At 41.5% G+C, this 23,817-nt stretch carries 21 protein-coding genes and 1 other annotated feature (1 of these 22 running past the window's edge); all 21 genes read left to right on the top strand.

The features are described from left to right. Positions 1 to 112: 112 nt before the first annotated feature. The gene (locus tag D6853_RS00340) at positions 113 to 352 is read left to right on the top strand and encodes an HPr family phosphocarrier protein (RefSeq protein WP_243108260.1); all 240 of its coding nucleotides are present in this window, start codon (positions 113 to 115) and stop codon (positions 350 to 352) included. Positions 353 to 478: 126 nt separating this feature from the next. Then, positions 479 to 2,941 carry an ATP-dependent DNA helicase gene (locus D6853_RS00335; protein ID WP_120655835.1) on the top strand — a complete coding sequence of 821 codons (2,463 nt, stop codon included), beginning with the start codon at positions 479 to 481 and terminating at the stop codon, positions 2,939 to 2,941. Between the two features lie 436 nt (positions 2,942 to 3,377). Then, positions 3,378 to 5,018, top strand: a complete 1,641-nt coding sequence (locus D6853_RS00330; RefSeq protein WP_158588622.1) for a GGDEF domain-containing protein — start codon at positions 3,378 to 3,380, stop codon at positions 5,016 to 5,018. Between the two features lie 66 nt (positions 5,019 to 5,084). Then, the gene (locus D6853_RS00325; RefSeq protein ID WP_243108259.1) at positions 5,085 to 6,908 is read left to right on the top strand and encodes a cache domain-containing sensor histidine kinase; all 1,824 of its coding nucleotides are present in this window, start codon (positions 5,085 to 5,087) and stop codon (positions 6,906 to 6,908) included. A 12-nt stretch (positions 6,909 to 6,920) separates the two neighbouring features. Continuing rightward, positions 6,921 to 8,510 carry a response regulator transcription factor gene (locus D6853_RS00320; RefSeq protein WP_120655833.1) on the top strand — a complete coding sequence of 530 codons (1,590 nt, stop codon included), beginning with the start codon at positions 6,921 to 6,923 and terminating at the stop codon, positions 8,508 to 8,510. A 122-nt stretch (positions 8,511 to 8,632) separates the two neighbouring features. After that, positions 8,633 to 10,588 carry a [Fe-Fe] hydrogenase large subunit C-terminal domain-containing protein gene (locus D6853_RS00315; protein ID WP_158588621.1) on the top strand — a complete coding sequence of 652 codons (1,956 nt, stop codon included), beginning with the start codon at positions 8,633 to 8,635 and terminating at the stop codon, positions 10,586 to 10,588. A 13-nt stretch (positions 10,589 to 10,601) separates the two neighbouring features. After that, entirely contained in the window at positions 10,602 to 11,189 is a 588-nt protein-coding gene (locus D6853_RS00310; protein WP_120656269.1) for an ECF transporter S component, read from the top strand. A 117-nt stretch (positions 11,190 to 11,306) separates the two neighbouring features. After that, entirely contained in the window at positions 11,307 to 11,759 is a 453-nt protein-coding gene (locus D6853_RS00305; RefSeq protein ID WP_120655832.1) for a hypothetical protein, read from the top strand. Positions 11,760 to 11,843: 84 nt separating this feature from the next. Further along, positions 11,844 to 13,043: a sugar ABC transporter substrate-binding protein gene (locus tag D6853_RS00300; RefSeq protein WP_120655831.1), complete on the top strand. Its 1,200-nt coding sequence runs from the start codon at positions 11,844 to 11,846 to the stop codon at positions 13,041 to 13,043. A 175-nt stretch (positions 13,044 to 13,218) separates the two neighbouring features. After that, a complete protein-coding gene (locus D6853_RS00295; RefSeq protein WP_120655830.1) occupies positions 13,219 to 14,166 on the top strand; it encodes an ABC transporter permease in 948 nt (315 codons plus the stop codon). 11 nt (positions 14,167 to 14,177) lie between these two features. Continuing rightward, the gene (locus D6853_RS00290) at positions 14,178 to 15,674 is read left to right on the top strand and encodes a sugar ABC transporter ATP-binding protein (RefSeq protein WP_120655829.1); all 1,497 of its coding nucleotides are present in this window, start codon (positions 14,178 to 14,180) and stop codon (positions 15,672 to 15,674) included. Positions 15,675 to 15,686: 12 nt separating this feature from the next. Next, entirely contained in the window at positions 15,687 to 16,640 is a 954-nt protein-coding gene (locus tag D6853_RS00285; RefSeq protein ID WP_120655828.1) for an ABC transporter permease, read from the top strand. Between the two features lie 492 nt (positions 16,641 to 17,132). Further along, entirely contained in the window at positions 17,133 to 17,429 is a 297-nt protein-coding gene (locus D6853_RS00280; RefSeq protein WP_120655827.1) for a hypothetical protein, read from the top strand. A gap of 91 nt (positions 17,430 to 17,520) precedes the next feature. Beyond that, positions 17,521 to 18,927, top strand: a complete 1,407-nt coding sequence (locus tag D6853_RS00275; RefSeq protein ID WP_120655826.1) for a hypothetical protein — start codon at positions 17,521 to 17,523, stop codon at positions 18,925 to 18,927. 26 nt (positions 18,928 to 18,953) lie between these two features. After that, on the top strand, positions 18,954 to 19,262 hold the full coding sequence (locus D6853_RS00270; RefSeq protein ID WP_120655825.1) for a hypothetical protein: 309 nt from the start codon (positions 18,954 to 18,956) through the stop codon (positions 19,260 to 19,262). 2 nt (positions 19,263 to 19,264) lie between these two features. Next, on the top strand, positions 19,265 to 19,657 hold the full coding sequence (locus D6853_RS00265) for a YwqH-like family protein (protein WP_120655824.1): 393 nt from the start codon (positions 19,265 to 19,267) through the stop codon (positions 19,655 to 19,657). A 14-nt stretch (positions 19,658 to 19,671) separates the two neighbouring features. After that, positions 19,672 to 21,570 (top strand): hypothetical protein, encoded by a 1,899-nt coding sequence (locus D6853_RS00260; RefSeq protein WP_120655823.1) that lies wholly within the window; start codon positions 19,672 to 19,674, stop codon positions 21,568 to 21,570. A 10-nt stretch (positions 21,571 to 21,580) separates the two neighbouring features. After that, positions 21,581 to 22,024: a hypothetical protein gene (locus D6853_RS00255; RefSeq protein WP_120655822.1), complete on the top strand. Its 444-nt coding sequence runs from the start codon at positions 21,581 to 21,583 to the stop codon at positions 22,022 to 22,024. 22 nt (positions 22,025 to 22,046) lie between these two features. Further along, a complete protein-coding gene (locus D6853_RS00250) occupies positions 22,047 to 22,562 on the top strand; it encodes an Imm6 family immunity protein (RefSeq protein WP_120655821.1) in 516 nt (171 codons plus the stop codon). Between the two features lie 39 nt (positions 22,563 to 22,601). Then, positions 22,602 to 23,108: a hypothetical protein gene (locus D6853_RS00245; RefSeq protein WP_120655820.1), complete on the top strand. Its 507-nt coding sequence runs from the start codon at positions 22,602 to 22,604 to the stop codon at positions 23,106 to 23,108. A gap of 8 nt (positions 23,109 to 23,116) precedes the next feature. Further along, on the top strand, positions 23,117 to 23,524 hold the full coding sequence (locus tag D6853_RS00240; RefSeq protein WP_207667196.1) for a hypothetical protein: 408 nt from the start codon (positions 23,117 to 23,119) through the stop codon (positions 23,522 to 23,524). 43 nt (positions 23,525 to 23,567) lie between these two features. Beyond that, positions 23,568 to 23,817, top strand: a binding site (T-box leader) (it continues 8 nt past the right edge of the window).

Here is a 23,817-nt window from a genome sequence, read left to right as displayed (position 1 = left end):
TTTTTTCAACATATAGTCACTTTTTTCCATTTACAAATCGGCCGACACAAGGTATAGTCTTATAAGTTTTAGATGTAGTTTTCTTTTGCAAATAAGAAAGGAAGTGACGATTGTGTTGAGACAGCTGATAAAAAAGAATATCGTGCTTAGACCCAGCCAGGTCAAGGAATTTGTCAACGCAGCAACAAAATGTGACTTCGACGTAGATATATACTATAACAGATATGTTGTTGATGCTAAATCGATCCTTGGAGTTTTCGGATTGGATCTTACACAAACTTTAACTGTTGAATACAGCGGCTATGATAAGGAGTTTGAGAACTATCTTAATACTCTTTCAATTGCCAGCTGATTCATATAAGCAGTACAAAGGTAACCGTTCGCGTGCCGGACAGTACCAGGAAGTAAAGAAATAATTGTTCATTGTGGTAGAAAAGCTCTCCATGGTATAAAATATGCCATGGAGAGCTTTTCGTTTATGGTGATACAGATTTCAGTCCGCAGACTTGTGGAATTTATCTTAAGAAGCGGAAATATAGACAACAGAATACATCAGGTCTCTGCAGATGCCATGCAGGAGGGCGGAAGGATCCACCGCATGATCCAAAAGAGCATGGGCGCGGATTATCACGCCGAGGTTCCTCTCAAATATACCCACAATACAGGCAGATACGAGCTTGTTATCGAGGGAAGAGCGGACGGAATCCTTGATAAATACTTTGATGATGAGAACGCTTTTGATCCCCAACAGTCCATGTTTGAGGGCAAAAAGAAACAGATGCCCCTTATCGATGAGATAAAGGGTACATACAGAGACCTAGCCAAGATGAAAGAGCCTGTGCCGGTACACCTGTCACAGGCTAAATGTTATGCTGCGATATATCTTATGCAGAGAGGCTGCCCGTCCGTGGATGTCAGGATGACTTACTGCAATATGGACACCGAAGAGATCAAATACTTCAACCGGTCATATACAGCTGATGAGATTATAAAATGGTTCAATGACCTGATAAACAAATACCTTAAGTGGTCTGATTTTGAATATGAGTGGGAACAGACAAGAACGGCTTCCATCAAGGCAGTGCAATTTCCTTTCCCTTACAGGGAGGGGCAAAAAGACCTTGCGGCGGGTGTTTACAGGACTATCGTTCATGGTAAAAAGCTCTTTTTGGAGGCTCCGACGGGCACCGGAAAGACCATAACTACGGTATTCCCAAGCGTAAAAGCAATGGGAGAACAGAAGGTCAGCAAGCTCTTTTACCTGACTGCAAAGACAATAACAAGAACCGTTGCGGAAGAGGCTTTTAACACTTTAAGAGAGCTTCAGAAGCTTAGATTTAAGACGGTTACGATAACCGCAAGGGATAAGATATGCTTCCTTGATGAAGGGGAGAGAAACTGTAATCCGGAAGCCTGTCCCTATGCAAACGGTCACTATGACAGGATAAATGATGCAATCTACGATCTTCTGACCCACGAGGATAATTTCGACCGTGAAAAGATAGTTGAGTATGCCTATAAGCACGAGGTTTGCCCATTTGAGATGTCTCTTGATATGAGCCTTTGGGCAGATGGTGTTATCTGTGATTACAACTACGTATTCGATCCTTTTGTGTATCTTAGGAGATTCTTTGCCGACGGGCTTAAGTCTGATTATGTTTTCCTTGTAGATGAGACGCATAACCTACTCGACAGAGGAAGAGAAATGTACAGTGCTTCTCTTAGAAAAGAGAGCTTTTTGGAGCTTTCGCGCATTATAAAAGAGTTTCATCCCAGAATTGCGGGGCATCTCGATAAATGCAACAAGGCTCTTTTGGCGCTTAAAAGAGAGTGCGACGGTTGCAAGGTACTGACGGGAATAGACGGCTTTATAAATCCGCTCAACAGGCTTTCGGGCATAATGTCGGAATATCTTGAAGATCATGCCGAAGGACCTTGCAGAGAGGATATATTGCTGTTTTATTTTGATATCTCAAGGTTTCTTACCATATATGATAAAGTCGACGAAAACTACGTTATCTACAGTGAGTTTAATGAAATGGGAGACTTTATCGTGCGTCTTTCTTGTATAGATCCTTCTACGAACCTTTCGGAGTGCATGGCAAGAGGGCGCTCGTCTATCCTCTTTTCCGCAACGCTTCTTCCGATACGTTATTACAAGAAGCTGCTCGGAGGAACGGATGAAGACTATGAGATGTACGCCAAATCGGTGTTTGATCCGAGGCGCCTCGGGCTCTTTATCGGAAAAGACGTAACGAGCAGATATTCCATGAGAAGCTACGATCAATACAGAAAAATAGCTTCGTACATAGACAATATTGTCAGCGCAAGGGGCGGAAACTATCTTATTTTCTTTCCGTCGCATCAGTTTCTCGACGAAGTTCTCGATATATATGAGAGCGAATACTTTGATCCCGATACATCCGAGATTGTTGTGCAAAAGAGCTATATGAGCGAGGATGCGCGTGAATCATTCCTTGACAGATTCTCAGAAGGTAACAACCTTGATCTGTCAAAAGTTATAAACATGGACATTGAGGTTGAAGAAGATAAGAATATACTCGGCTTCTGCGTCATGGGCGGAATATTCAGCGAAGGAATAGATCTTAAATACGACAGTCTTATCGGAGTTATTGTTGTGGGAACCGGAATCCCGCTTGTATGCAACGAACGAGAGATCATAAGGGAATTCTTTGAGCAAAGAGGTGTAGACGGATTTGACTATGCTTACAGATTTCCGGGGATGAACAAGGTACTTCAGGCAGCAGGAAGAGTCATCAGAACGGAAGAGGACAAAGGAATAGTTGCGCTTCTTGATGACAGATTCATGCAAGGCAGTTACAGAGCGCTTTTCCCCAGAGAATGGTACGGATGCAGATCGGTTTCGACCAATGAGGTCAAAAATGTCATATCCCGCTTCTGGAGCGAGTTCCAGGATTAAATATATGTCAAAAACAGAAAATAAACAGCAAAAATGCAGATTTAGGTTTACATAAAACACTATTTATATAAAATATGTAAACCGAACAGTAGTTCAAATTGTGCAGCATTGATACTCAATAACGTAATTTGTCAGACAAGTGATAAAAAAGTCTTAACAAAACGACAGTGCTGTCATGTGGATAACTCTGTGGAAATTGGGGATTAGTTGAATAATATGTTTCTAAACGCCCCATGGCTTGGGCGTTTAAAAAGCATTAAGAAAGTAAACGAGAACCGGTGCAAAAATATTCATCTGACTGATACAGTCAATGATAATATGTAAACCATAAAAATGACCGTCACGTGTGTCAGTTAGCGCTTTTTCGCTTGCTATGGATATTGGAATTGCTGTAAAATTTCTTTATAGCTCAAATTTAGAGAGTTGGAGTTGGGGTATGAACATACTGGATTATGACTTAGAAGTTCAGGCACTGAACAAGGAGCTTTTAACTGCCAGAGCCAATATGTCCGGCAGCTACATAGCCATATGTAATAGATTGATCAGGAAAGCCAAGGAGGTTGATGACATTCCTCTTTTAGGCTATTCCTATTATTTTCTTGCGGATGCGTATTATATGGTCAGCACCGAATACCGCAAATTCAATTCAAGTCTTCTTAAGGCGATGGAGTATCTCCAGACATGCGGAGAAAACATGTATCTGGCAAGATGCTACAATCTTCTTGGTATTGATGCATTAAGTCACGGCAATTTCGAATTATCCCTTGATTTCTTTATGAGCGGCGTCAAACTTTGTAATGATGACGAAGATGAACTTAGTGCCGTTTTCGGACTATTGGAATATAATATAGGTCAGATCTACTATGAGATAGGAGAGGTCAAGAAGGCTCTTCCTTATATTCGCTCTGCTTACAAGCATATAAGGCGAGATAAGAAGGACAGCTTATATTACAGAAACCTGCTCTTTTGCTATTGCTTCCAGGCCGATTGTTATATGCTTCTTGATAAGCCCACATCCGTTAAGAATTGTCTTTTGGGGATAAAGAGGCTCGAAGACGATCCCAAGGTAAACAGGGAATACTTTCAGGATATCCCCGTTCTTGATATCAGGATGAGAGGCAATTATCTGCTCGGAAATAAAGAGGAGTTTGAGAAGTACTCCGATATTCTTTCAAGGCTTATACAGACCAACAAGTTCCCGCTTGATTGTGTTGAAGATATTTTCGGAATATGTCGTTTCTTTATGAGGATCGGAAGAGTCGATGAGGTTGTCTACATCGTCAAGAATATAGAGAGATCCATCAACGACATGAACATCTCATATCTGAAAAAGAAACACGCCAAGCTTAAATGTGAGCTGTACAGCATGATCAAAGATGAAAAGAATAAGGTCAAGGCTCTTGAGGAGTTTTACCTTTATTCTGTTGCGCAGGAAAAAGACAGTATTGTAAACTACAAGTTCTTTACCGATATCAGGACCAAGCTCTCTGCAATCGAGCAGGAGAACTACAGACTTCTGAAAAGAGCCGAGACGGATTCGCTTACGGGACTCGGCAACAGATACGGACTCAATAAATACGCGGATGAGGCTTTTGAAAAGGCATACAGTGAGCAGAAGTCTCTTGCGGTCGAGATACTTGATGTCGATAATTTCAAGCAGTATAACGACACCTACGGACATCAGGCGGGCGATGTTTGCCTTAAGAAGATTGCCGAGGCCATAGCACATAAATGTTCATCAGACAAAAACATTCACGCATTCAGATACGGCGGTGATGAATTTGTTCTCATATATGAAAATATGACGGATGATGAGGTCATGAACCATGCAATGGAGCTTAGGGACAGAGTTAATGAGCTTAAGATCGAGAGTAAGGCGCAAAAAGAGGGTAATATAGTGACCATATCTCAGGGAATACGCAATTCGATTCCCCGTGAGGCTACTAAATTGTGGGATTACATGTATGCGGCAGACAATGCTCTTTATGAGGTAAAAGAGCATAAGAAGGGCGAGATCGTTATGCTTCATAAGGCGGTCATATCTCAAGAATCGCTTGAAGAAGCGCAGTACAGCTAAGCTTTGTAAGCTGCGACATTATATAGAATTAGGTTTTGAAGGGATTTCTTTGTAAGTAAAAGGGTTATGAAAAAAATAAAGTGGACAATGCGTCAGGCTATTCTGGGGCTGGTTATCGGGTGCACACTGTTTGCAATCGTCGCTCAGACGGTTGTTTTTGAAGTTACCTCGAGGCAGCAGATAAGGAGAGAAAGTCTTTTAAGTAACGACGAAACTCTTCAGAGAATAGAAACTGAACTTAATTCTTATATTCACAGTCTCATCGTCAAGATGCAGACTATCTATACCGAAACCGAGCTTATCTATGATATGAGAAGATATCATGCCGGTCGAAATAATCTTCCGGATTACTATTGGGATGCATGGCATTTTTCGGAAAACAAATTTGAACCTTCCGATCAGCTTCTTGCCTTGTATATCTATGACAACGAAGATAATCTTATAAGTTCCTGGAGAAAGCAACCTTATAAGTATCCGAACGATCTCTATGAAACGGATCAGTATGTTAATGTTGCGCATCTAAAGAGCTATCTTAAATCCGACGACTATGCGGTGATGCTTTCCGGCTATCACAATGATGAGGCGGGGCAGGACGTGCTTCGTTTTTGTCTTAAACTTCACACCTATGACGACACAAGATCTCAATACGGATATCTGATCTGTGATTTTAATGCGCAGAATTTCTGCGATATTATGAGTAAATACATTTCATCAAGAGATGTTTATGTGTGGCTTCAGCCTATGGGAGACGGACCTATCGCGCAGGTTGGAAATACGACAAAAGAAGAGAGTAAGATCTTTACGGACCTTACCAAGGTGATCGCTACGGCGTCCGGTGATTTCCCGGAATTTGATGATGAATACGGCTCTTTTTACTTGAACAGAAGATCTTCCGAAAAATACAATCTACACATAGTTATGTTGACTCCACAGTCTCTAATGCTTCATACTCAGAGCGCACTTGCGCGTACGCTGATAATAATTGCGGTTGTCATATTGCTTGTGACGCTTCTTGTGGGAACCAAGATCTCGGGATATATCTACAGGCCTGTGGAGGAGCTTAGTAATACCATCATTCAGATCAAGGAAGGCGATACGGACCTTAGAGTCGGCAGAACAACCGGCTGGAGCGAAGAGCTTAAGGTCATGGGCGAAGAGTTTAACGAGATGCTTGATCGGATACAGAAGATGGTAGAGGAAGAGTACGAGGCCAAGGTCCTGATGGAGAGAACTCAGTACAAAGTTTTGCAGGCTCAGATCAATCCTCATTTCCTTTACAATACGCTTGACACCATGAGCGGAATCGCGGCTTCACAGGACTGCACACTGGTCAGCGGACTTTGCCAGTCGCTTTCTGCTATATTCAGGTACAGTCTAGATATTTCCGACACGCAGTCGACGCTACAGCAGGAGATGGCGCATGTGCGCAACTATCTCTATGTTATGGACGTAAGAAACGGCAATTCCGTAAAGTACACTTATCACATAGAATCTGATACACTAAGGGACAATATTCCGAGAATAACACTTCAGCCGATCGTGGAAAATGCTCTTCAGCACGGCCTTAGAAAGAGTAGGCGCAAAGACAAGGAGCTTATCATATCGGCAAGACATGAGGACGGAAAGCTTCTTATAACGATTGAAGACAACGGCGCCGGAATGGATGCCGATGCTATGAACAAACAGCTTGAAGAAGCTAACATCGGAAGAATCGAGATGGGACGTTCCATCGGAATCATGAATGTAAATGCAAGAGTCAAGAGCGTTTACGGAAGAAGCTACGGAATCCGTTATGAGAGCGATCCCGAGACCGGAACAAAGGCGACTATAGCACTTCCTATAGTTCAAAGCGCCGAAGAACCGGAAACGGATGAAGGTATAGAGCAATAAAGGAGCATTTTAATGGGGTTAAAGTACAAGGTATTGGCGGCAGACGATGAGCTTTGGAGCCGTGAAAATATAAAGAGGATGCTTCCGTGGGAAGATTATTCGATAGAGTTTCTTGAGCCTGCATGTGACGGCGAGGAGGTGCTCGAGAGAATTCCCAAGGAAAAACCCGACATAATCATTACGGATATCAATATGCCGTTTCTTAGCGGTCTTGAACTTCTTGATAAGATTAGCAGTAATTATCCCGACATCATAACACTTGCAGTCAGCGGATATGATGATTTCCGCAAGGTTAAAGGCGTGTTTATGTCCGGCGGAATCGATTATCTCCTTAAGCCCGTAAGCAGGGAGCAGCTTGTCGATTCTCTGAGTAAGGCACTCAAGACACTTGAAGAGAGGGAAAAAGAAAAAGCGGATAAAAAGGACATTCTCCTTAGAGAAAACTATGTTTCGTCGTTTCTTGAAGACGATGAGTTCTCATCTCTTTTGAACGGAAAATTATTCAGACCCGGAAAAGAGTTCCATGTGCCCAGCACCAAGGTTTTTTCCGAGATATCAACGATACTTGTTAAGTTTCACAATGTTGAGATCCTCAAGCAGAATTATGACAAGGACGTTCTCAGAATGTCCTACAGCCTTAAGGAGAAGCTTCGTGAGATCATAGACAATGAGCGCATTATAGTATTTAACTATACCGACAAGGTTAATGAGTTTATTATCGAGCTTAATGCTACTCCCGCAAGGCTTCGTTTTATTGCGGACAGGATACTTGAGGCATTTCCCATTGAGGAGCAGGGCCCCATAACCATAGTTATTCACGACAAGGCAACGTCGCTTGACGATATTGCCTCGGTTTATCGTGAGATGATAGCAGACCTTGTTACCAGACCGTTTGGGAAACAGCACAGCATAGTTATGTGCACGGGATCAAAGAAGATCTCGGATCTTCAGGAGAGATACAACAGCCGAGTGGAAGCTCTTGTTGCGGAGAGTCTTGGTAAAAAAGATATCGCGCAGGCGAAAAACGTTATCATGGAGACCGCCGGACTTAGTAAGTGCGAAGGCCAGAATTGGAGTCTTTTTGAAGTGACGCAGTTTACGACAAGAGTTCTCAATACCATTGCCGATTCCGATAAAGGTGATGACACAAGGCTTTTCGAAGAGGTTCAGGATGCCATAAACTACGGCTTGCGCTCTCTTAATATAGAGATAATCATAGATAATATCGAGCTTGCGCTTCAGATCGCATCGGGTTCCGAGGTTTCCGAAAGCAGCTCTATCAGTGAGCAGGTGGAAAGTATACACGATTACATCGAAAAGCATTATATGGAGCGCCTTTCGCTTGCCGATCTTGCGGAGCAGTTCTTTGTCGAGCCAAGCTATCTTTCACGTAAGTTCTCTCAGAAATACAATGAGACCATCACTGCATTTATCACGGGATGTCGTATGAACAGGGCAAAAGAGCTTATGAAGGATGATAACAATAAGCTTGAAGCCATATCTTTTGAAGTAGGATATGATGACTATAATTATTTCAGCAGAGTGTTCAGAAGATCGGAAGGCGTAAGCCCCAGTGAATATAGGAAAAATCTGAGCAAGTGAAGAAATTTATAAATTAAAAATAAAGCCGTTTTATCGATATTTCATAATTGAAGCTAACACAATTTGCTATAATTTTAGGTGAATCGTCGTACATATTATGGCAGATATGTGGAGGTTTTCTTATGGCAAATTCTTATGATTCTCTTGTGTTCACAAACGATAATTGTATTGGATGTAATAAGTGCATTCACGAATGCAGTTGCATGGGAGCATGCGTTTCTTCGGAACCCGACGAATACGGGAATTCCAGAATTGAAGTAGACGGTACCAAGTGCGTTGCGTGCGGAGCTTGTTTTGACGCATGCGAACACGGCGCCAGAGAATATCATGACGATACGGAGCAGTTCTTTGAAGACCTTAAAAAGGGCGAGAAGATATCTCTTTTGCTTGCACCTGCCTTTATGGCAGATTACTATGACGAATATGAGAAGGTCCTTGGCGGCCTTAAAGCCCTCGGTGTTAACAGGATCATCAGCGTATCCTTCGGAGCCGACATAACAACCTGGGGCTATATTAAATATATTCAGGAACATAATTATCTTGGAGGCATTTCACAGCCTTGTCCCGCGGTGGTTGGGTATATCGAGCGCTATCTTCCCGAGCTCCTTCCCAAGCTGTTCCCCGTGCAAAGTCCTATGATGTGTGCTGCGATCTATTGCAGAAAAGAAATGGGTATTACGGATAAGCTTGCGTTTATCAGCCCATGTATAGCCAAAAAGAATGAGATAGACGATCCAAATAACCACGGATACGTCAATTATAACGTTACTTTCGAGCATCTTATGAAATATGTGAGAGAGAACAATATATACGGAACGCCAATAAAAGATGAGATCGAGTATGGACTCGGATCGATATATCCTATGCCGGGCGGACTTAAGGAAAACGTATATTGGCTTCTTGGCGAGAATGTGTTCATAAGACAGATGGAAGGCGAAAAGCGCATGTATCATTTCCTCCACAAGAATGAGGATGTGATCAAGAACGGCAAGACACCTTTCCTGTTCATTGATGCACTTAACTGCGAGAACGGCTGTATATGCGGAACGGGAACCGATCCCGAGTTAACGGACGGCGACGGACCTCTTTATAATATTTACAAGATCAGAGAGGGAGTCAAAAACTTTGAAAAGAAGAACGCCTGGTCCAGGAAAATATCGCCTGAAAAGCGCATGGCTGCATTGAATAAGCAGTTTGAAAAGCTTAATCTAAGCGATTATCTAAGGAAATATACCGACAGATCGGCAAGCTGTAAGCATAAGATACCGACCGAGTCTGAGCTTAATGCCGTATTTAACGATATGAACAAGAAAGACGAAAGGGCAAGAAGCATCAACTGCTCGTGCTGCGGCTACGATACCTGTAAAGATATGGCGACGGCCATCTTTAACGGCTTTAATCATAAGGAAAACTGCGTTCATTATTTGAAAGACCTTGTTGAGTATGAGAAGATAGAAGCTCAGGATATGGTTAATCAGGAAAAAGATATATTGGGCAAGCAAAAAGACGATATCTTATCCACTGTTAATACCATTAATAGGAGATTCACGGATCTCAACGATTATATAGGAGACATGGTCAAGGGCAATGACAATAACGCTAAAGAGAGCTCGGCTATCTCTTCGGACATCGCAAGAGTTTCGGATTTCTGTAATACTCTTAATGATTCCATCAAGCGTATTGTTGAACACTTGGAAGAGCTTGTTCAGAATAACGACAAGGTTGTTGATATTGCAAACCAGACAAACCTTCTTGCTCTTAACGCAAGTATTGAGGCGGCAAGAGCGGGTGACGCAGGTAAGGGTTTTGCCGTAGTTGCAAGCTCCATAACCAACCTTGCGGCTGACAGTAAAGGAACCGCAGAGGGAAGTAGCGAAGCCAACAACAATATCAGAGAGGCGGTTGACGTGATCGCAAACGAAACAACCCAGCTTCTTGAGATTGTTGAAAAGGTAACGTCAAGAGCGCAGAATCTTGCCGATTCAACAGGCGAGATCTCCAAGTCGACAGAAAATGTCTCAAGTATAATGGAAGAGGTAAAAGAACAGCTTGGCACCTTGGCGCATAATAATGAATAAAGAGGAGCAAAAAATGGAGAATGAAAGAAAGTTTGGAACCAAGCAGATCGCTATCACGGCAGTTCTTTTGGCAATCTGTATCATAAGTCAGGTATTCAAGAACTTAAGTGTATTCATCACGGGGCCTATAATCAACGCATGCATAGCACTTGCGGTGCTGATGGTCAATCTCCCATGCGGAATCGTGCTAAGCATCATAACACCAATCACTGCGTATTTTATCGCGGCGAGTCCTGTTATGGCAGCGGTTCCCGCTATGATAGTTTTCATCATGCTTGGAAACATCGTATTGGCTGTGCTGACGGAAGTTTTGCTCAAAAAGCCTTTTAAACACGGGGGCAATGTTTTTAAGATTCCGAACATGGTAAAAGCTGTGCTAATATCTCTTGCAAAGGGAGCATTCATGGGACTTACCATTTCGCTGTGGCTTCTTCCCACGTTTATTCCCGCGGAGAGTCCGCTTCGCGGAAAGCTTCCGGTATTCCAGAGGACCTTTTCGCTATATCAGTTCCTTACCGCGTGTATCGGATTTGTTTATGTATTCATTATTTATACCGCTCTTAGAAAGTCGGAAACAAATTTTCAAAAAAGTGATAGTTAGTTTTTCTAAATCGTGCTAATTAAAAAAAATCTGAGTTGATACAATAGCTTCGTAAACAGGAATAAAATTTCACTCCTCCTGTTTGCGAAGCTAATTTTTTTATCGGAGGGGATATAAGTGTTTAAGAGAAAGAGAACTGCAGCTTTTATTGCAGCGGCGATGATGGGATTTTTGATCGTATTGTCCGGCTGTAAAGCAGATAAAAAAGCTCAGATTGACACCACTGACGGTATCACCAATATTCTTGATTATGTGACGGTTGATTTCAGCGGCAAGAACGGTGAAGGAACCGCATTTGTAAATGTTGATTATGACGGAATCGAGACCGAAATGGTCGGTGGCGAGGACAAGATCAAGGAATTTGAAGATGTGGGAGATCTTGCCGAGCTTACCAAATACATCAACGCGGTTTCATCAATATCACTCAGCATAGACAAGAATTCGGGTCTTTCAAACGGGGATCAGGTAGTGGTAACGGTATCATACGACGAGACAGCGGCGGCGTCCGCAGGCGTTGTGTTCGGAGATGAAACAAGTAGATCTTATGAAGTAAAAGGATTAAAGAAATAACATGGGTTCCAAATCAGGTTCGCGGATGGCACGAACCGATTTATATATTCATTTTTCTAATTTCCAAAGGAGGGTTATAGATCTATGAAAAAGAAATTCAAAAAGTTGGGAGCACTGCTCTTGGCAGGAACAATGGCTGCATCATTGATGGTAGGTTGCGGACCCGCAGCCGGCGGAGCAGCAACAACAACATCTGATGGAGCAGCATCAGGCGACGCAGCACCTGCAGCATCAGGCGACAACATCACGATCGGTGTATCAATCTGGAGTTCAACCGACGTTCTCGGAAGCCAGTGTAAAAAGATCGTTGATAAGGCAGCTAAGGCAAACGGAGTTGAGGTTCAGTATGTTGACCAGGGACACGTTTCAGAGCAGGTTACAGCATCTGTTGAGCAGCTTTGCGCAGCCGGATGTAAGGGAATTATCATTTGTAACTCAGCTGATTCAGAGATGACATCCGCTATCAATACATGTACAGAGAACGGCGTATATATCGCACAGTTCTTCCGTATCATTTCAGAGGAAAACAGCCCTGAAGTATATAAGACAGCTTGCAACTCAAAGTACTATGTAGGCGCAGTTCATGAGGATGAGGTAACAAACGGATATACACTTGTAAATCTCCTTCTTGAGAACGGCGACAGAACAATCGGACTTGAGGCTTGGACAGTTGGTGATGCTACATTCCAGCTTAGATGGAAGGGCTATCAGCAGGCTATCGATGAGTGGAACAAGGCTCATCCCGATGATCAGGCTACAATGACTGAGCCTGTATATGCTAACACATCTTCAGAAGAAGGTGCTGCAGCAGCTATGTCACTTTACAACTCAAATCCCGGCATGGACGCTCTTATCGTAGCCGGCGGCGGTGGAGATCCTCTTGTAGGTTCTATCGGTGCATTCGCTAACGAAGGTCTCACAGGCAAGATTGACGTTGTATCAACTGACTTCCTTGATGATCTTGCAGATCAGCTTAAGTCAGGCGGCATGTTCGCAGAGTCAGGCGGACACTTCTGCGATCCTCTGTTCGCATTCTTCCTTGTTCTTAACGCAGTTAAGGGCAACTACGTAAAGGAAGAGGGAACATTCGGTTACGAGATTCTCTTCCCTTACCTCTATGTATCATCACCTGATGATTATGCTAATTATGAGAAGTATTTCGTAAATGACGATCCTTACACAGATGAGGAGTTGGCTGAGATGGCAGGCTATAGCTTTGAAGACCTCAGCAAGGCAGCTTCAAACCTTTCAATCGACGATGTTATTTCTCGTCACAGCAACTAAGAAGCGTATACATTTTTAGAGAAGGGTATACAGCGTAAAGCAAAAAACTAAAAAATGCCGTATTTTCCGCCATCCGGGGAATACGGCATATATTTAAAGAAACAGCAGTAACAAACCAAAGTACAACCAAACAACACATCTATAATCTATAACAAAACTCTTGCGGGAGGATTTTATGAGTAAGTTTCAAAAATTCAAACAGAGCCAAATTTTCGGGCTTCTGATTTTGATCTTGATCGCGTTTGCTTTTTGGGCAATTTTCAAGACACTTGCACCACAGACATTCGGCGATTTTAACAGATTAAAAACCTATTTAAAAACAGCACTGATCTACGCGGTCGGAGGCTGTGGTCTCTATTTTATATGCGTAATGGGACCTTTTGATATGAGTGTGGGCGCAAACATCGTGCTTTCATCGGTGCTTGCAGTAAATATGAGTAATCGTTTCGGTTATGTGGGACTTCTTATTGCTCCGATGATAAGCGGAGTGCTTGTAGGTCTCCTCAACGGACTTGTATATATTAAGCTTAGAATTTCATCACTTATCGTAACAGCGGGATTGTCCCTTGTTTATGAGGCACTTTCCATTTATGCTACCAATGAGAAAAACGTCATACTGGGATCTGCTTACAGAGCCTTTGGCGATTATCCATGGAATCTTATATTGGCACTCTTCGCATTTTTCCTTTGCGGATTCATTCTTAAGTACACCAAGATAGGAACTTATACCTATGCTATCGGCTCCAACGAAGTTGTTGCCAAGAACATGGGTGTTAATGTTGATAAATACAAGGTTGTAGCATTTGTACTCTGCGGACTTTTCGTTGGTATCGAATCAATCCTTACAATTTCATACGGAACTTCCATGACAAGTGAATCCAACCTTGCATCTATGGCACGTAACTTCCCGCCTCTTATGGGAACGTTCTTTGGACTCGCATTTAAGAAGTACGGACATCCGGTAGTTGCTATCGTGATCGGTGAGTTTATCATCCAGCTCCTTTTCCAGGGCTTCGTTGCTCTCGGAGCTCCTACAACCGTTCAGAACATCGTAACCGGTGTGGTTCTTCTTGCAATCGTAACTATGACCATCAAGCCTATCAAGGGTGAAGTTGTTAAATAAGGAGGAGAGACATGAGCGAAGTATTACTTCATGCCGAAAAAATCGATAAGAATTTTGGCGTAACGCATGCCATTGATCATGTCACTCTCGACTTTTACAAAGGAGAGATCCATGCACTGATCGGCGAAAATGGCTCCGGTAAATCCACATTTACTTCCTGTCTTACGGGAATATATCACAAGGATACCGGTAAATTTACATTAAACGGAAGAGAAGTAAACGCAAGAAATCAGGTAGACGGAAACTATCAGGGCGTTGCGATCATCGTTCAGGAGATTGGAACATTGTCGGGACTTTCCGTAGCCGAGAATATCTTCTTGGGAAAAGAAGATGAGTTTACCAAGTGCGGCGTTAAGAACACCAACGCTATGAACAAAAAAGCACAGGAGCTTCTTGATTCCTACGGCTTTGGCTATATCAAAGCAGGAAACCTCATTGATAAATACAACTTTGAGGACAGAAAGCTTATTGAGATCGTAAAGGCGACTCACTTTAAACCCCAGATCCTTGTAGTTGACGAGACTACAACGGCTCTCGGAGAAAAAGGAAGAAAAGAACTTTTCAAGGTTATGAAGGAGACCAAGGATGACGGAAGATGCGTTATCTTTATCTCGCACGACCTTGATGAAGTAATAGAGCAGTCCGATAGCATCAGCGTTCTTAGAGACGGTGTTTATATCGATACCGTAAAGAGCAGCGAAGTTACTACGGACGATCTTAAAAAACTCATGGTAGGACGTGAGATGAGCAATAACTACTATCGTACGGACTACGGTGAGAAGGTATCGGATGAAGTGGTCTTAAAGGGTGAGCACCTTACGGTACCGGGAGAAATCAAAGATTTCAATATAGAACTGCATAAGGGAGAGATCATAGGAATAGGTGGCCTTTCCGAGTGTGGAATGCATGAAGTGGGGAAAGCTCTTTTCGGAGCATCTTATTACAGAGAGGGAAGTGTTACCCTTTCGGATGGAACCAGGATCAATGACATCAAGACAGCGATCGACCACAGTATAGCTTATGCATCCAAGGACAGAGACAACGAGTCGCTCGTAATAAATGACACTATCCAGGATAACATCTGCCTTCCTTCTATTGAAGATCTTAAGAAAAATCACATCCTTTTCGGTAAAGATCAAAAGGCTTTTGCAGAGAAGTTTGCTAAGCAGATGAGTACCAAGATGGAGGGAGTACATCAGTTTATGTCAGCTCTTTCCGGCGGTAACAAGCAGAAAGTCGTGCTTGCAAGATGGATCGGAAAGGATTCGGATATCGTCATTCTGGATTCACCTACAAGAGGTATCGACGTCAAGGTTAAGGCCGATATCTACCAGATGATGGATACAATGAGAAAGAACGGTAAGTCAATAATCATGATCTCAGAGGAAATCTCAGAGCTTCTTGGTATGGCTGATCGAATAATAATAATGAAGAACGGCCGTCAAAGCGGCGAATTTAAACGTTCGGAAGATCTGAAGGACACAGATCTTATCGCGAACATGGTATAAGGGAGGCCGATTATGGAAAATGAGAAAAAAATAAGTGTTCCTTTCATGGAGCGGCCGATCGTCAGAAATGTAATGCCTTTTGCCGGTTTTATGTTTATCGTCGTTCTATTTGCAATACTGACACAAGGACGTCTTTATACAGTAGGAAATCTTAAACTTTTACTGTCGCAGTCCTATGTACTTCTTATAGCGTGTGTGGGCGTATTTATGGTTATGACCATGGGTGGCCTTGACTTCTCCCAAGGCTCCATGCTTGGTGTATGTTCCGTAGTGGTATGCTATTTATCTAATTACAACATAATACTTGCCATCCTTTGTGGTGTCATCACAGGTGGCTTGATCGGACTGATCAATGGATTCTTTAATGTAAAGAGGAAGATTACATCCTTCATTGTTACAATATGCAACATGTACCTCTTCCGTGGTGTTGTAGCCTACGCCACGACAAAGACTCCCGTATACGGAGTTTCCAATATCACCTCATATAATACACTTGGATTTAATCTGACCTTTACAATCCTGATCTTGGTTGCGGCATTTTTCGCATTCCAATACACAGGACTCGGAAACAGACTCAAGGCAATCGGCGCCGGCGAGACAGCTGCAAGATTTGCAGGTGTCAGAGTAGAAAAAACCAAGATGCTGGTTTACATGGCAGCCGGAATGATCACTGGCCTTGCGGCATTTATCAACAGTATCAAAGTTGGTTCCGTTACCTCCACCGCAGGAAACCAGCTTGAGACTCAGATAATGATAGCTCTGGTTCTGGGCGGAATGCCCGTTAACGGTGGTGCTAAGGTTAAGTTCTATAACATTATCCTCGGCGCACTCACATACAAGATCCTTACCGCAGGACTTGTAATGATGAAGATTGAGCCTAAGACTCAACAGCTTATAATGGGTATCGTATTCCTTGTAATGGTTGCTGTATTCGCAGACAGAAAGACAGGAATGATAGTTAAGTAACTGATATAACCAACCAATTAACCAAAAAATAAATAACCATAGCCTATACAATATAGTTTCATATTAACTACGAACATCACACGACGGCCGGAACCTTTCAATGGGTTCCGGCCGTTTTTAAGTAATCACCAGACTCGGTTTTTTCGAGTCGTGGTGTACTACTTAGTTCTGGCGAGCGAATGCGAGAGCAGAACTTCTTTTCAAAAAGTTTTGAAATTTTTGTTAAAAGTATTGCAATAATTCAAAACTTGGTATAAAATACAATTATTAAGAAAGGCTTCACAAAAGGAGAGAGTATCTTTATAGGTGGAATATAGGGGAATAAATATGATATGGCTCAGATTCTTATGCGCAAAGAACCTGAGCCATATCATACGAACGGTAACATTGGTTGGGGGAAATGTGAAGAGCAACTAATGTTGCACGTCAAGAAAAATGCTTATAAATGGATTCTTTAGTTTAAAAAATATAGAAGGAAAGAGACGGGGAAATATGAATAATAAGGAAATCTTAAGAGAAAAGATGGGCAGACTGGTTGCAGAGACCAAGGCTGCCAAGGAGCTTGTTGATTCTGCCGATGCAGGTTATCTGGAGAAGTACAAGGACAGTATGGAGACAGTGATCAGGCTTATCGACAGTGATACGATTCCGACTTCCGAAGGCGGAGTTATAGGGGCGACAAGTGCGCTTTCGGAGCGTAACAAGCTATCCTCACTCATCAGTCTGTACGACGCTGCGGCTGATGTAGATCTTTATTACAGTCAGAATTGCAAAACTTGGGCTGTATAACCTTAGGGTTATGCCGCCGATTTTTGCGTTTTGGCAAGCGGATACACTTATTATTCGAACTTTAAATGAGGGAGAGGGAGAGGTAAGTAGAATGAGAAGAAAGAGAATCGCCAAAATAATAGGGACGGCGGCGCTTTGTTGCTTTATGGCAACAGGGTGCGGAGACAGGAAAGAGCCTGATATTACTGCGCAGGATGAAGTATATGTTATAAGTGCGCAGGATAAGATAGCCAAAGGCAGCACTACAAGAAGTGCCGGGGCTAATATATCAGGTGCTTCTAAAGATGCCGTTAAATCCGATAAAGAAGGCATATTTGCCAAGGCTTTTGAAGAAGGAGAAGTAGAAAATAACGGAAGCTACTTTGTAAGAGTCGGCGATAAAGTATATTATCGAGTTTTTAATACAGAAGGTATCGAAAGACCTACCTTGGGCGGCAGTATAACAGAAAAAGACGAGGCGGTTCAGGCCAAGATCATGAGCTATGATCTGGATAACGGCGTGAGCGAATGCGTCGGAACAACATTCGGAAACGGCAAGATGTTTGCTGTGACCGACGGATTTGTTTTTTCTGAACCCAGCAAGGAAGGATCTGTTCTCAGTACGATAGGAGGACCCGACAAAAGGCCGTATCTCGTAGGTTCACCCGTTGCGGTTTCCGATGACGGAAAAGGAATCGTGACAAGCGAGCATATTGAAGAGGACGGATGTCAGGTAGGTGTTGTTCATATTTATTATGACGGTGAAGAGATTGCATCCATAGAGGACGGAGAAGGATACTATACATCCGTGTTCGGATATGTGGGAAACAATCTTTTTGTAATGAAGAACTGCTATGAAGACAAGAAGTATTTTGTATCTTCTTATGATGAAACCGGAAGCTGCACAGATTACGGTAAGCTTGATCTTGCGGCAAATGACTTTGTATATGAGCCAAATCCTGAATTCGAGCAGCTTATCAGTAAGGGAGACGATGCATATATTATGCTCGGATACTATGAAGGAAGCGGTCATTATTACGCGGGCTATGAAATTTACAAAGTAAATACGGGACTTAAGGACAGTCTTTCTTTCGTTAAGATAGGAAGATCGACAGAAGCAAGCAGCTTTGATGCTCCCAAGATCTATTTTGACGGAAAAGACAAACTGGCTATGGCTGATCATCTTGGCGGAGAGGTTGTACTTTCCGAAAGCGAGACAGGAGATCTTGTTTATTACAGTAAGCCTGATCACCCAAGCGTACTTATGAAATCCTTTATTTCCGAGCCTACAAGCAGCTCACAGGCTCACTACGTAGACGAAGCCGTTGTTTTTGGTGACGACGTCTTCATTATCACAAATGAAATAGAAAGAAACGCAGACGGCGATATCGGCTGGCGCGAAGCCTACGACATCACCGAGATTGACTACCTTCACATCCCCTTCGGAGATGATGAACATGACGGAAGAGGACTTGCATTAGACAAAGACAAACTGGAAACACTTGATTTTGAAGAATAATATAGAGTAAAGAAAGAGCACGGGATATGTCAGATCATTCACTATACATAGACACTTTTGTATATACCGGAATTGTTAATGAGATAAAAAACAAGGCTTCTTCATGTCAATTGGCGGAAAAGCCTCTTGAAAGTATCAAGACATGGGGAGGCACTGATGTCGGTAAGATTATGAAAGAAGTTCTTGATAGTGTTTATGCAACAGAAGAGCTTTATAAAAAGCAATCTTCATATTCGCTTCCCGCTGCTCTTTTTAAGTTAAGAGACAGTGTGGTTAATACTGACAAGGCACTGAGCAAAAGCATAAAGGTTGAGCAGGACAGTAATGGGGAATAAATATGAAAAGCATAAGTGAAATGGAGCAGGAAATAGAAGAGCTCGAGGAAAGGATAGATAAATATAACAAAATTATTGAAGAGCTTGAGAAAAAACGCGATGAAATAAAAGACGAAAAAGATACCATCAATAATGATGCATATGATCCCGAGAAAGATTATGACATGACGAGAGCTTCCAAGTGGAGGGGAAAACGCGAGGAAGACGCCAAGGATCATCAGGATAATATAAAAGAAAAGACTAAGAACGGACAAGATGAAACGGATCAGCTCCTTGGTGATATCGAGACAGCTATCGCAAATCTTAAAGAAAAGATTAAGGAATGTAAAGCAAGGATCAGACATTTAAAGCACGAGATAGAGAAACTGCAACAGGCGAACGACCAAGAGCAATAAGGAGAGAGTATATAATGGGAAGGAGATATGACGCCGAAGAGGTGTCAGGTTTCATGGGCGATTTGTGTAGCGCTCTTAATGGGTACAAGTTTAGTGCCTTGGATCTTGAATTGGCCTACAATAAATACGCTAATAACGGTACATTTAAGGGGGTTATGGCTGAAACGGCAAAAGGATGTATCGACCGTAGTCAGAGAAGGCTCCATAAAGAGAATCTTGTAATACAGAACAAGGTTCTTTCCAGGTTTAAGGACACTAAAGACTTATTCGAAGATATGGTTGATTCCTCGCCGAAAGCAAGGATAGATACTGACATTCTCGAGAGCGTAAAAAAGGATTTTCAAGGTTATAGAAAAGTTGTCACCGAACATGGGGCAAACATTGAAAATATAGCCGAATATCTTCAGGATAACTTCTCGGAAGAGTGTGACGTTGATTTTACTCAGCCAAGCTATCAGGACGCAAGAGATGCCTATAGTGCTTTTTCCGGTCCTAACGGCTATATTGATAAGACTATCAAGAAGTTTGAAGAATTTGATACTGATGCCTGTGAGGCTCTAAACAAATCCGGTATAAAGGCGTATATTTACGATTATCAGCAGGCTTTAATACAAACCGGGAATAAACTTCTTGGAATTGATCCTAAAACGCCGGAGGTGGATGACACTTCACTCAATGCTATTGCAACCGGTGCGGCGGTTGGTGCGAAGGCAATGGTTGCCAATGCTGAAAATGGAGAGAACGGTAATACAACTAATCTTTCTATTCTTGATAATCCCAAAGTTGATAAATGGCTATCTCCGGATTATAAGTTAACTCCTGAGGAGGTAGCAGAAGCTAGGAAAATAGCGGTTAAAGAATTTGATAGTTTTGAAAAAATGAATGGTAATAAACCTGATTTTCAAGATGATGAAGACAAGGAACGCTATGAAAAAGCTTGTGCATTGTATAATAAATGTTCTCCTACCATATCGTTTGGTAAGGGACTTTTCAATATGTTTAGTAATGCAGCTGCATTTGCAGGATATGCAGCTTCGGATATTATTTTCGGGGGCGTTGGTGAAATCGGCGCGACAATGATAGATAATACATTTGGGACGAATACATTATCAGGTGTAAAAGATATAAAAGAAAGTTTTGAAAGTTATATAGGACAAGAAGATGCTGTACGAAAACTTGCAAATAAAAATGCAAAGCTTCAGAATTCTGATGCGTATGAAACAGGCAACTTCACAGCTAAGGCGATATTGTATTTTCTTACAGAGGGATATTTTGCATCTGTTGCAGCAGGATTGAAAGTAAGTGAGTTTGCGGCCACTCAGGTTGCGGAAAACTTGCAAGATCTGATGTTAGACACCACAGACGTGTATAATGGACTTGTTGAAGATGGCAACTTATCCGGTTCCGATTGGGCTGTTTTGGGATCCAATGTCTTGCTGAACGCGATGAACAATTTGGCATTTGCGCAGCTTAATGAAGTCGTGGATCTCTTCAAAGCTAAATATGCGGTAGATCCCGTTGTTGTTAAGAAGGTTGGCAATGCTGCAGAAGAAGCAAGTGATGCGACAAAAGCAGCAGGGAAAGCTGGTTCAGCAAAAGGATTAGTAGGTTGTGATTTTGAGGAATACTTAACTAAAGAAATTGGAGGAAATGGTTCCTTTAGTGTAGGAGGACGAGAATTTGATGGCGGTCTAGGCAACCGTTGGTGGGAAGCAAAATCCGGACAGTATTGGGATATGCTAGAAAAGAATCCTAGTAAGATGACAAAATTTAAATCAGATATGGGTGATAGATTAAGAATAGCAGAACAGAATGGTGCTTCATATGAATTGTTTTCTAACACTCCCATACCAGACTCTGTAAAAACATGGCTTACAAAGAAAGGAATAGTATTTACTGAAATACTAGATTAGGTGATTTAATATGGCAAGAGAAGCAATGATAGAATTAAGGTGCATTACTGAATCAAAAGATATTGTTTATTTGATAGAGTCATTATGTGACGCTGGATGGAAGGTATTTAATAGTAATGAAAAAATAGAGTATTTACCACTTGGCGATGATGAAGATTTTTGTTGGCGCGAGGATGGTATTACAGAAGATGAGCTTAAAAAAATAATCTCATCTAAACAGAACAATAATGAACTATGCGGAGTGAATCTGTTTTATGGTGGGACTGATTATGGAATATCAGTACTAGCTAGAAATATTGAAGAAGTAATGATTTCTATCAATATCAACAGGAAAACTATAGATGAAAGAAATGAGTCACTAACAGATATTGAATGGTATTTTTCAAAGATAATTAAGGTGCTACATGAGGATACATCGCTACGGATATCGTACAAATTTGAGGATTATATTTAGTAAGCTGGTAGCATGATAGAAAATGGAATGGATGAATGATATTAGTGAAAACGGCAAAGTATTATATTTTCTTAGTTTAATTGAGCTAATCGTTGATAAAATAAAAGATCCAGATGCATACGATATAGCAAAGAATGCTATAGAGAAGTCATGGGAATGGATATTAAAAAAGAATGTATCTGCGGATGATCTATATTCCTTCTTAGAAAACATAGATGAAAACGATATATTATCACACTTACAGATGGAAAAAGACAATTATAAAGAATGTGTACTCATGTGCATAGCAGATGCATTGGCATGTATATCTTATGAAGCATATACATATGAAAATGCAGAGTACTTTCCTGAAACTATTGAAACTGTAGGTGAAGATACTGTAGATGAATTTAATAATACATTTATCAAAGTGTATGGATCAGATCAAATTATGAATGATATCAAAAACTATTTGATGGCTCATCATTCTAAGTTTAACAAGAATGATATAGAAAGAGAATCCATCTATGCTTTTATTCATGAGAAATTAAGTGAATAAAGCAAAAGTAGGGTTGAAAAGTGAAAACAGGTAATTAGTATGAGCCTAAAGAATATAACTATAGTTCTATGGGGGACGCCAAAGAGAACTGATGATTGGATAGAGTGGTATGAGAGAATAAAAGAATTGAGCGCTAAAATGGGACACCCAATTACGCATCTGGGTATAACCGGTATTAAGAACTCATCCTCAAAAATTGTTACTGTTTCCAGAAAAGAAAGACAGATGATTGAATCAATAAAAAATGGCGAGGTGCTCGATAGCCTTTCATGTCTCTCACTTCCAAAAGATTATAAAATAGCCGCTTTTGATTATGATGTGTTTTTTATTCGTAATGAAGCTTATGTGGCAGCAACAATAAAAGATGATTACTATAATCCTACTGTCGAATCAGATGTTATTTCGATGATAAAGGACTATGTTGATGATTATGAAGGCGAAATCTTTAGCACATCTGTGAAAGAAGTTCCGTTTTTATATGTAGCTACGAAAGAGAAAAATAATCTTGATACATATGAGTTGATTAAAACAATTGATAGGAAATGATGGACTGGTTGGATAAACAATACGAGACAGCAATAGGAAAACTACTATCTGATATGTTACCTGTTGAATGGATGCGATTTACTATGTTTTATGTAGATGACATATACAATGGTATTCCGATGTTGGTTTTTAGATTGAAATCTGAAGACGGAAATATGGAAAGCTTGCAGAAAAGCATAGATGCTTTTTCGGGAAATGAAAAGTGGTGTGTGTTTATGAATCCATTTTCACGTAAAGGAAATTACATTCTTTCAATCGAACCGATAAAAGAAATGTATTTGGAAGGATATGATAAAGGCGCTCCTTATAATGAGAAGGATTATTTCGGTGAAGATGAATATAAGGCGCTATGCGAGCGCGCTGTTTGGGATATTCCGATGCTCCTTGACCACATTGGTAAAATAAAACAAATTTGACAAGATAACGTGTTTCTTGTTATTCTGATAAACGATTATAGTTTTAAAGGTTGTGAGAAAGAGGAGTACATATTTTTCACGGTCTAAAGAGAATGCATCTGCGGCTTGCCGCGCTGAGAGGATGCAGGCCGGTGAGGTATGGAAGGTAGCTTTTGAACCGGACACCCAGAAAGGAATGAAAGAATTCCATTAAGTGTCCCCGCGTTGTCTGCGTTATCGGACATGGCATTGAATGATGCATAATGAGGCAGAGCATATGCTCTGTGAATTAAGGTGGTACCACGTTATTAACG

It is taken from the genome of Butyrivibrio sp. X503 (assembly GCF_003625475.1).
In the GTDB taxonomy this organism is placed as follows: Bacteria; Bacillota; Clostridia; order Lachnospirales; family Lachnospiraceae; genus Butyrivibrio.
Note: the sequence above shows the minus strand (reverse complement) of the source record. Positions and strands in the feature narration are given on the sequence as shown.

Bases quoted from the DNA above. Each gene is read 5' to 3' on its own strand.
- D6853_RS00335 (WP_120655835.1), top strand. From the start codon at position 479: ATGGTGATACAGATTTCAGTCCGCAGACTTGTGGAATTTATCTTAAGA.
- D6853_RS00265 (WP_120655824.1), top strand. From the start codon at position 19,265: ATGAAAAGCATAAGTGAAATGGAGCAGGAAATAGAAGAGCTCGAGGAA.
- D6853_RS00245 (WP_120655820.1), top strand. From the start codon at position 22,602: ATGAGCCTAAAGAATATAACTATAGTTCTATGGGGGACGCCAAAGAGA.
- D6853_RS00260 (WP_120655823.1), top strand. From the start codon at position 19,672: ATGGGAAGGAGATATGACGCCGAAGAGGTGTCAGGTTTCATGGGCGAT.
- D6853_RS00275 (WP_120655826.1), top strand. From the start codon at position 17,521: ATGAGAAGAAAGAGAATCGCCAAAATAATAGGGACGGCGGCGCTTTGT.
- D6853_RS00325 (WP_243108259.1), top strand. From the start codon at position 5,085: ATGAAAAAAATAAAGTGGACAATGCGTCAGGCTATTCTGGGGCTGGTT.
- D6853_RS00330 (WP_158588622.1), top strand. From the start codon at position 3,378: ATGAACATACTGGATTATGACTTAGAAGTTCAGGCACTGAACAAGGAG.
- D6853_RS00315 (WP_158588621.1), top strand. From the start codon at position 8,633: ATGGCAAATTCTTATGATTCTCTTGTGTTCACAAACGATAATTGTATT.
- D6853_RS00290 (WP_120655829.1), top strand. From the start codon at position 14,178: ATGAGCGAAGTATTACTTCATGCCGAAAAAATCGATAAGAATTTTGGC.
- D6853_RS00285 (WP_120655828.1), top strand. From the start codon at position 15,687: ATGGAAAATGAGAAAAAAATAAGTGTTCCTTTCATGGAGCGGCCGATC.
- D6853_RS00255 (WP_120655822.1), top strand. From the start codon at position 21,581: ATGGCAAGAGAAGCAATGATAGAATTAAGGTGCATTACTGAATCAAAA.
- D6853_RS00250 (WP_120655821.1), top strand. From the start codon at position 22,047: ATGGAATGGATGAATGATATTAGTGAAAACGGCAAAGTATTATATTTT.
- D6853_RS00300 (WP_120655831.1), top strand. From the start codon at position 11,844: ATGAAAAAGAAATTCAAAAAGTTGGGAGCACTGCTCTTGGCAGGAACA.
- D6853_RS00310 (WP_120656269.1), top strand. From the start codon at position 10,602: ATGGAGAATGAAAGAAAGTTTGGAACCAAGCAGATCGCTATCACGGCA.
- D6853_RS00270 (WP_120655825.1), top strand. From the start codon at position 18,954: ATGTCAGATCATTCACTATACATAGACACTTTTGTATATACCGGAATT.
- D6853_RS00280 (WP_120655827.1), top strand. From the start codon at position 17,133: ATGAATAATAAGGAAATCTTAAGAGAAAAGATGGGCAGACTGGTTGCA.
- D6853_RS00320 (WP_120655833.1), top strand. From the start codon at position 6,921: ATGGGGTTAAAGTACAAGGTATTGGCGGCAGACGATGAGCTTTGGAGC.
- D6853_RS00295 (WP_120655830.1), top strand. From the start codon at position 13,219: ATGAGTAAGTTTCAAAAATTCAAACAGAGCCAAATTTTCGGGCTTCTG.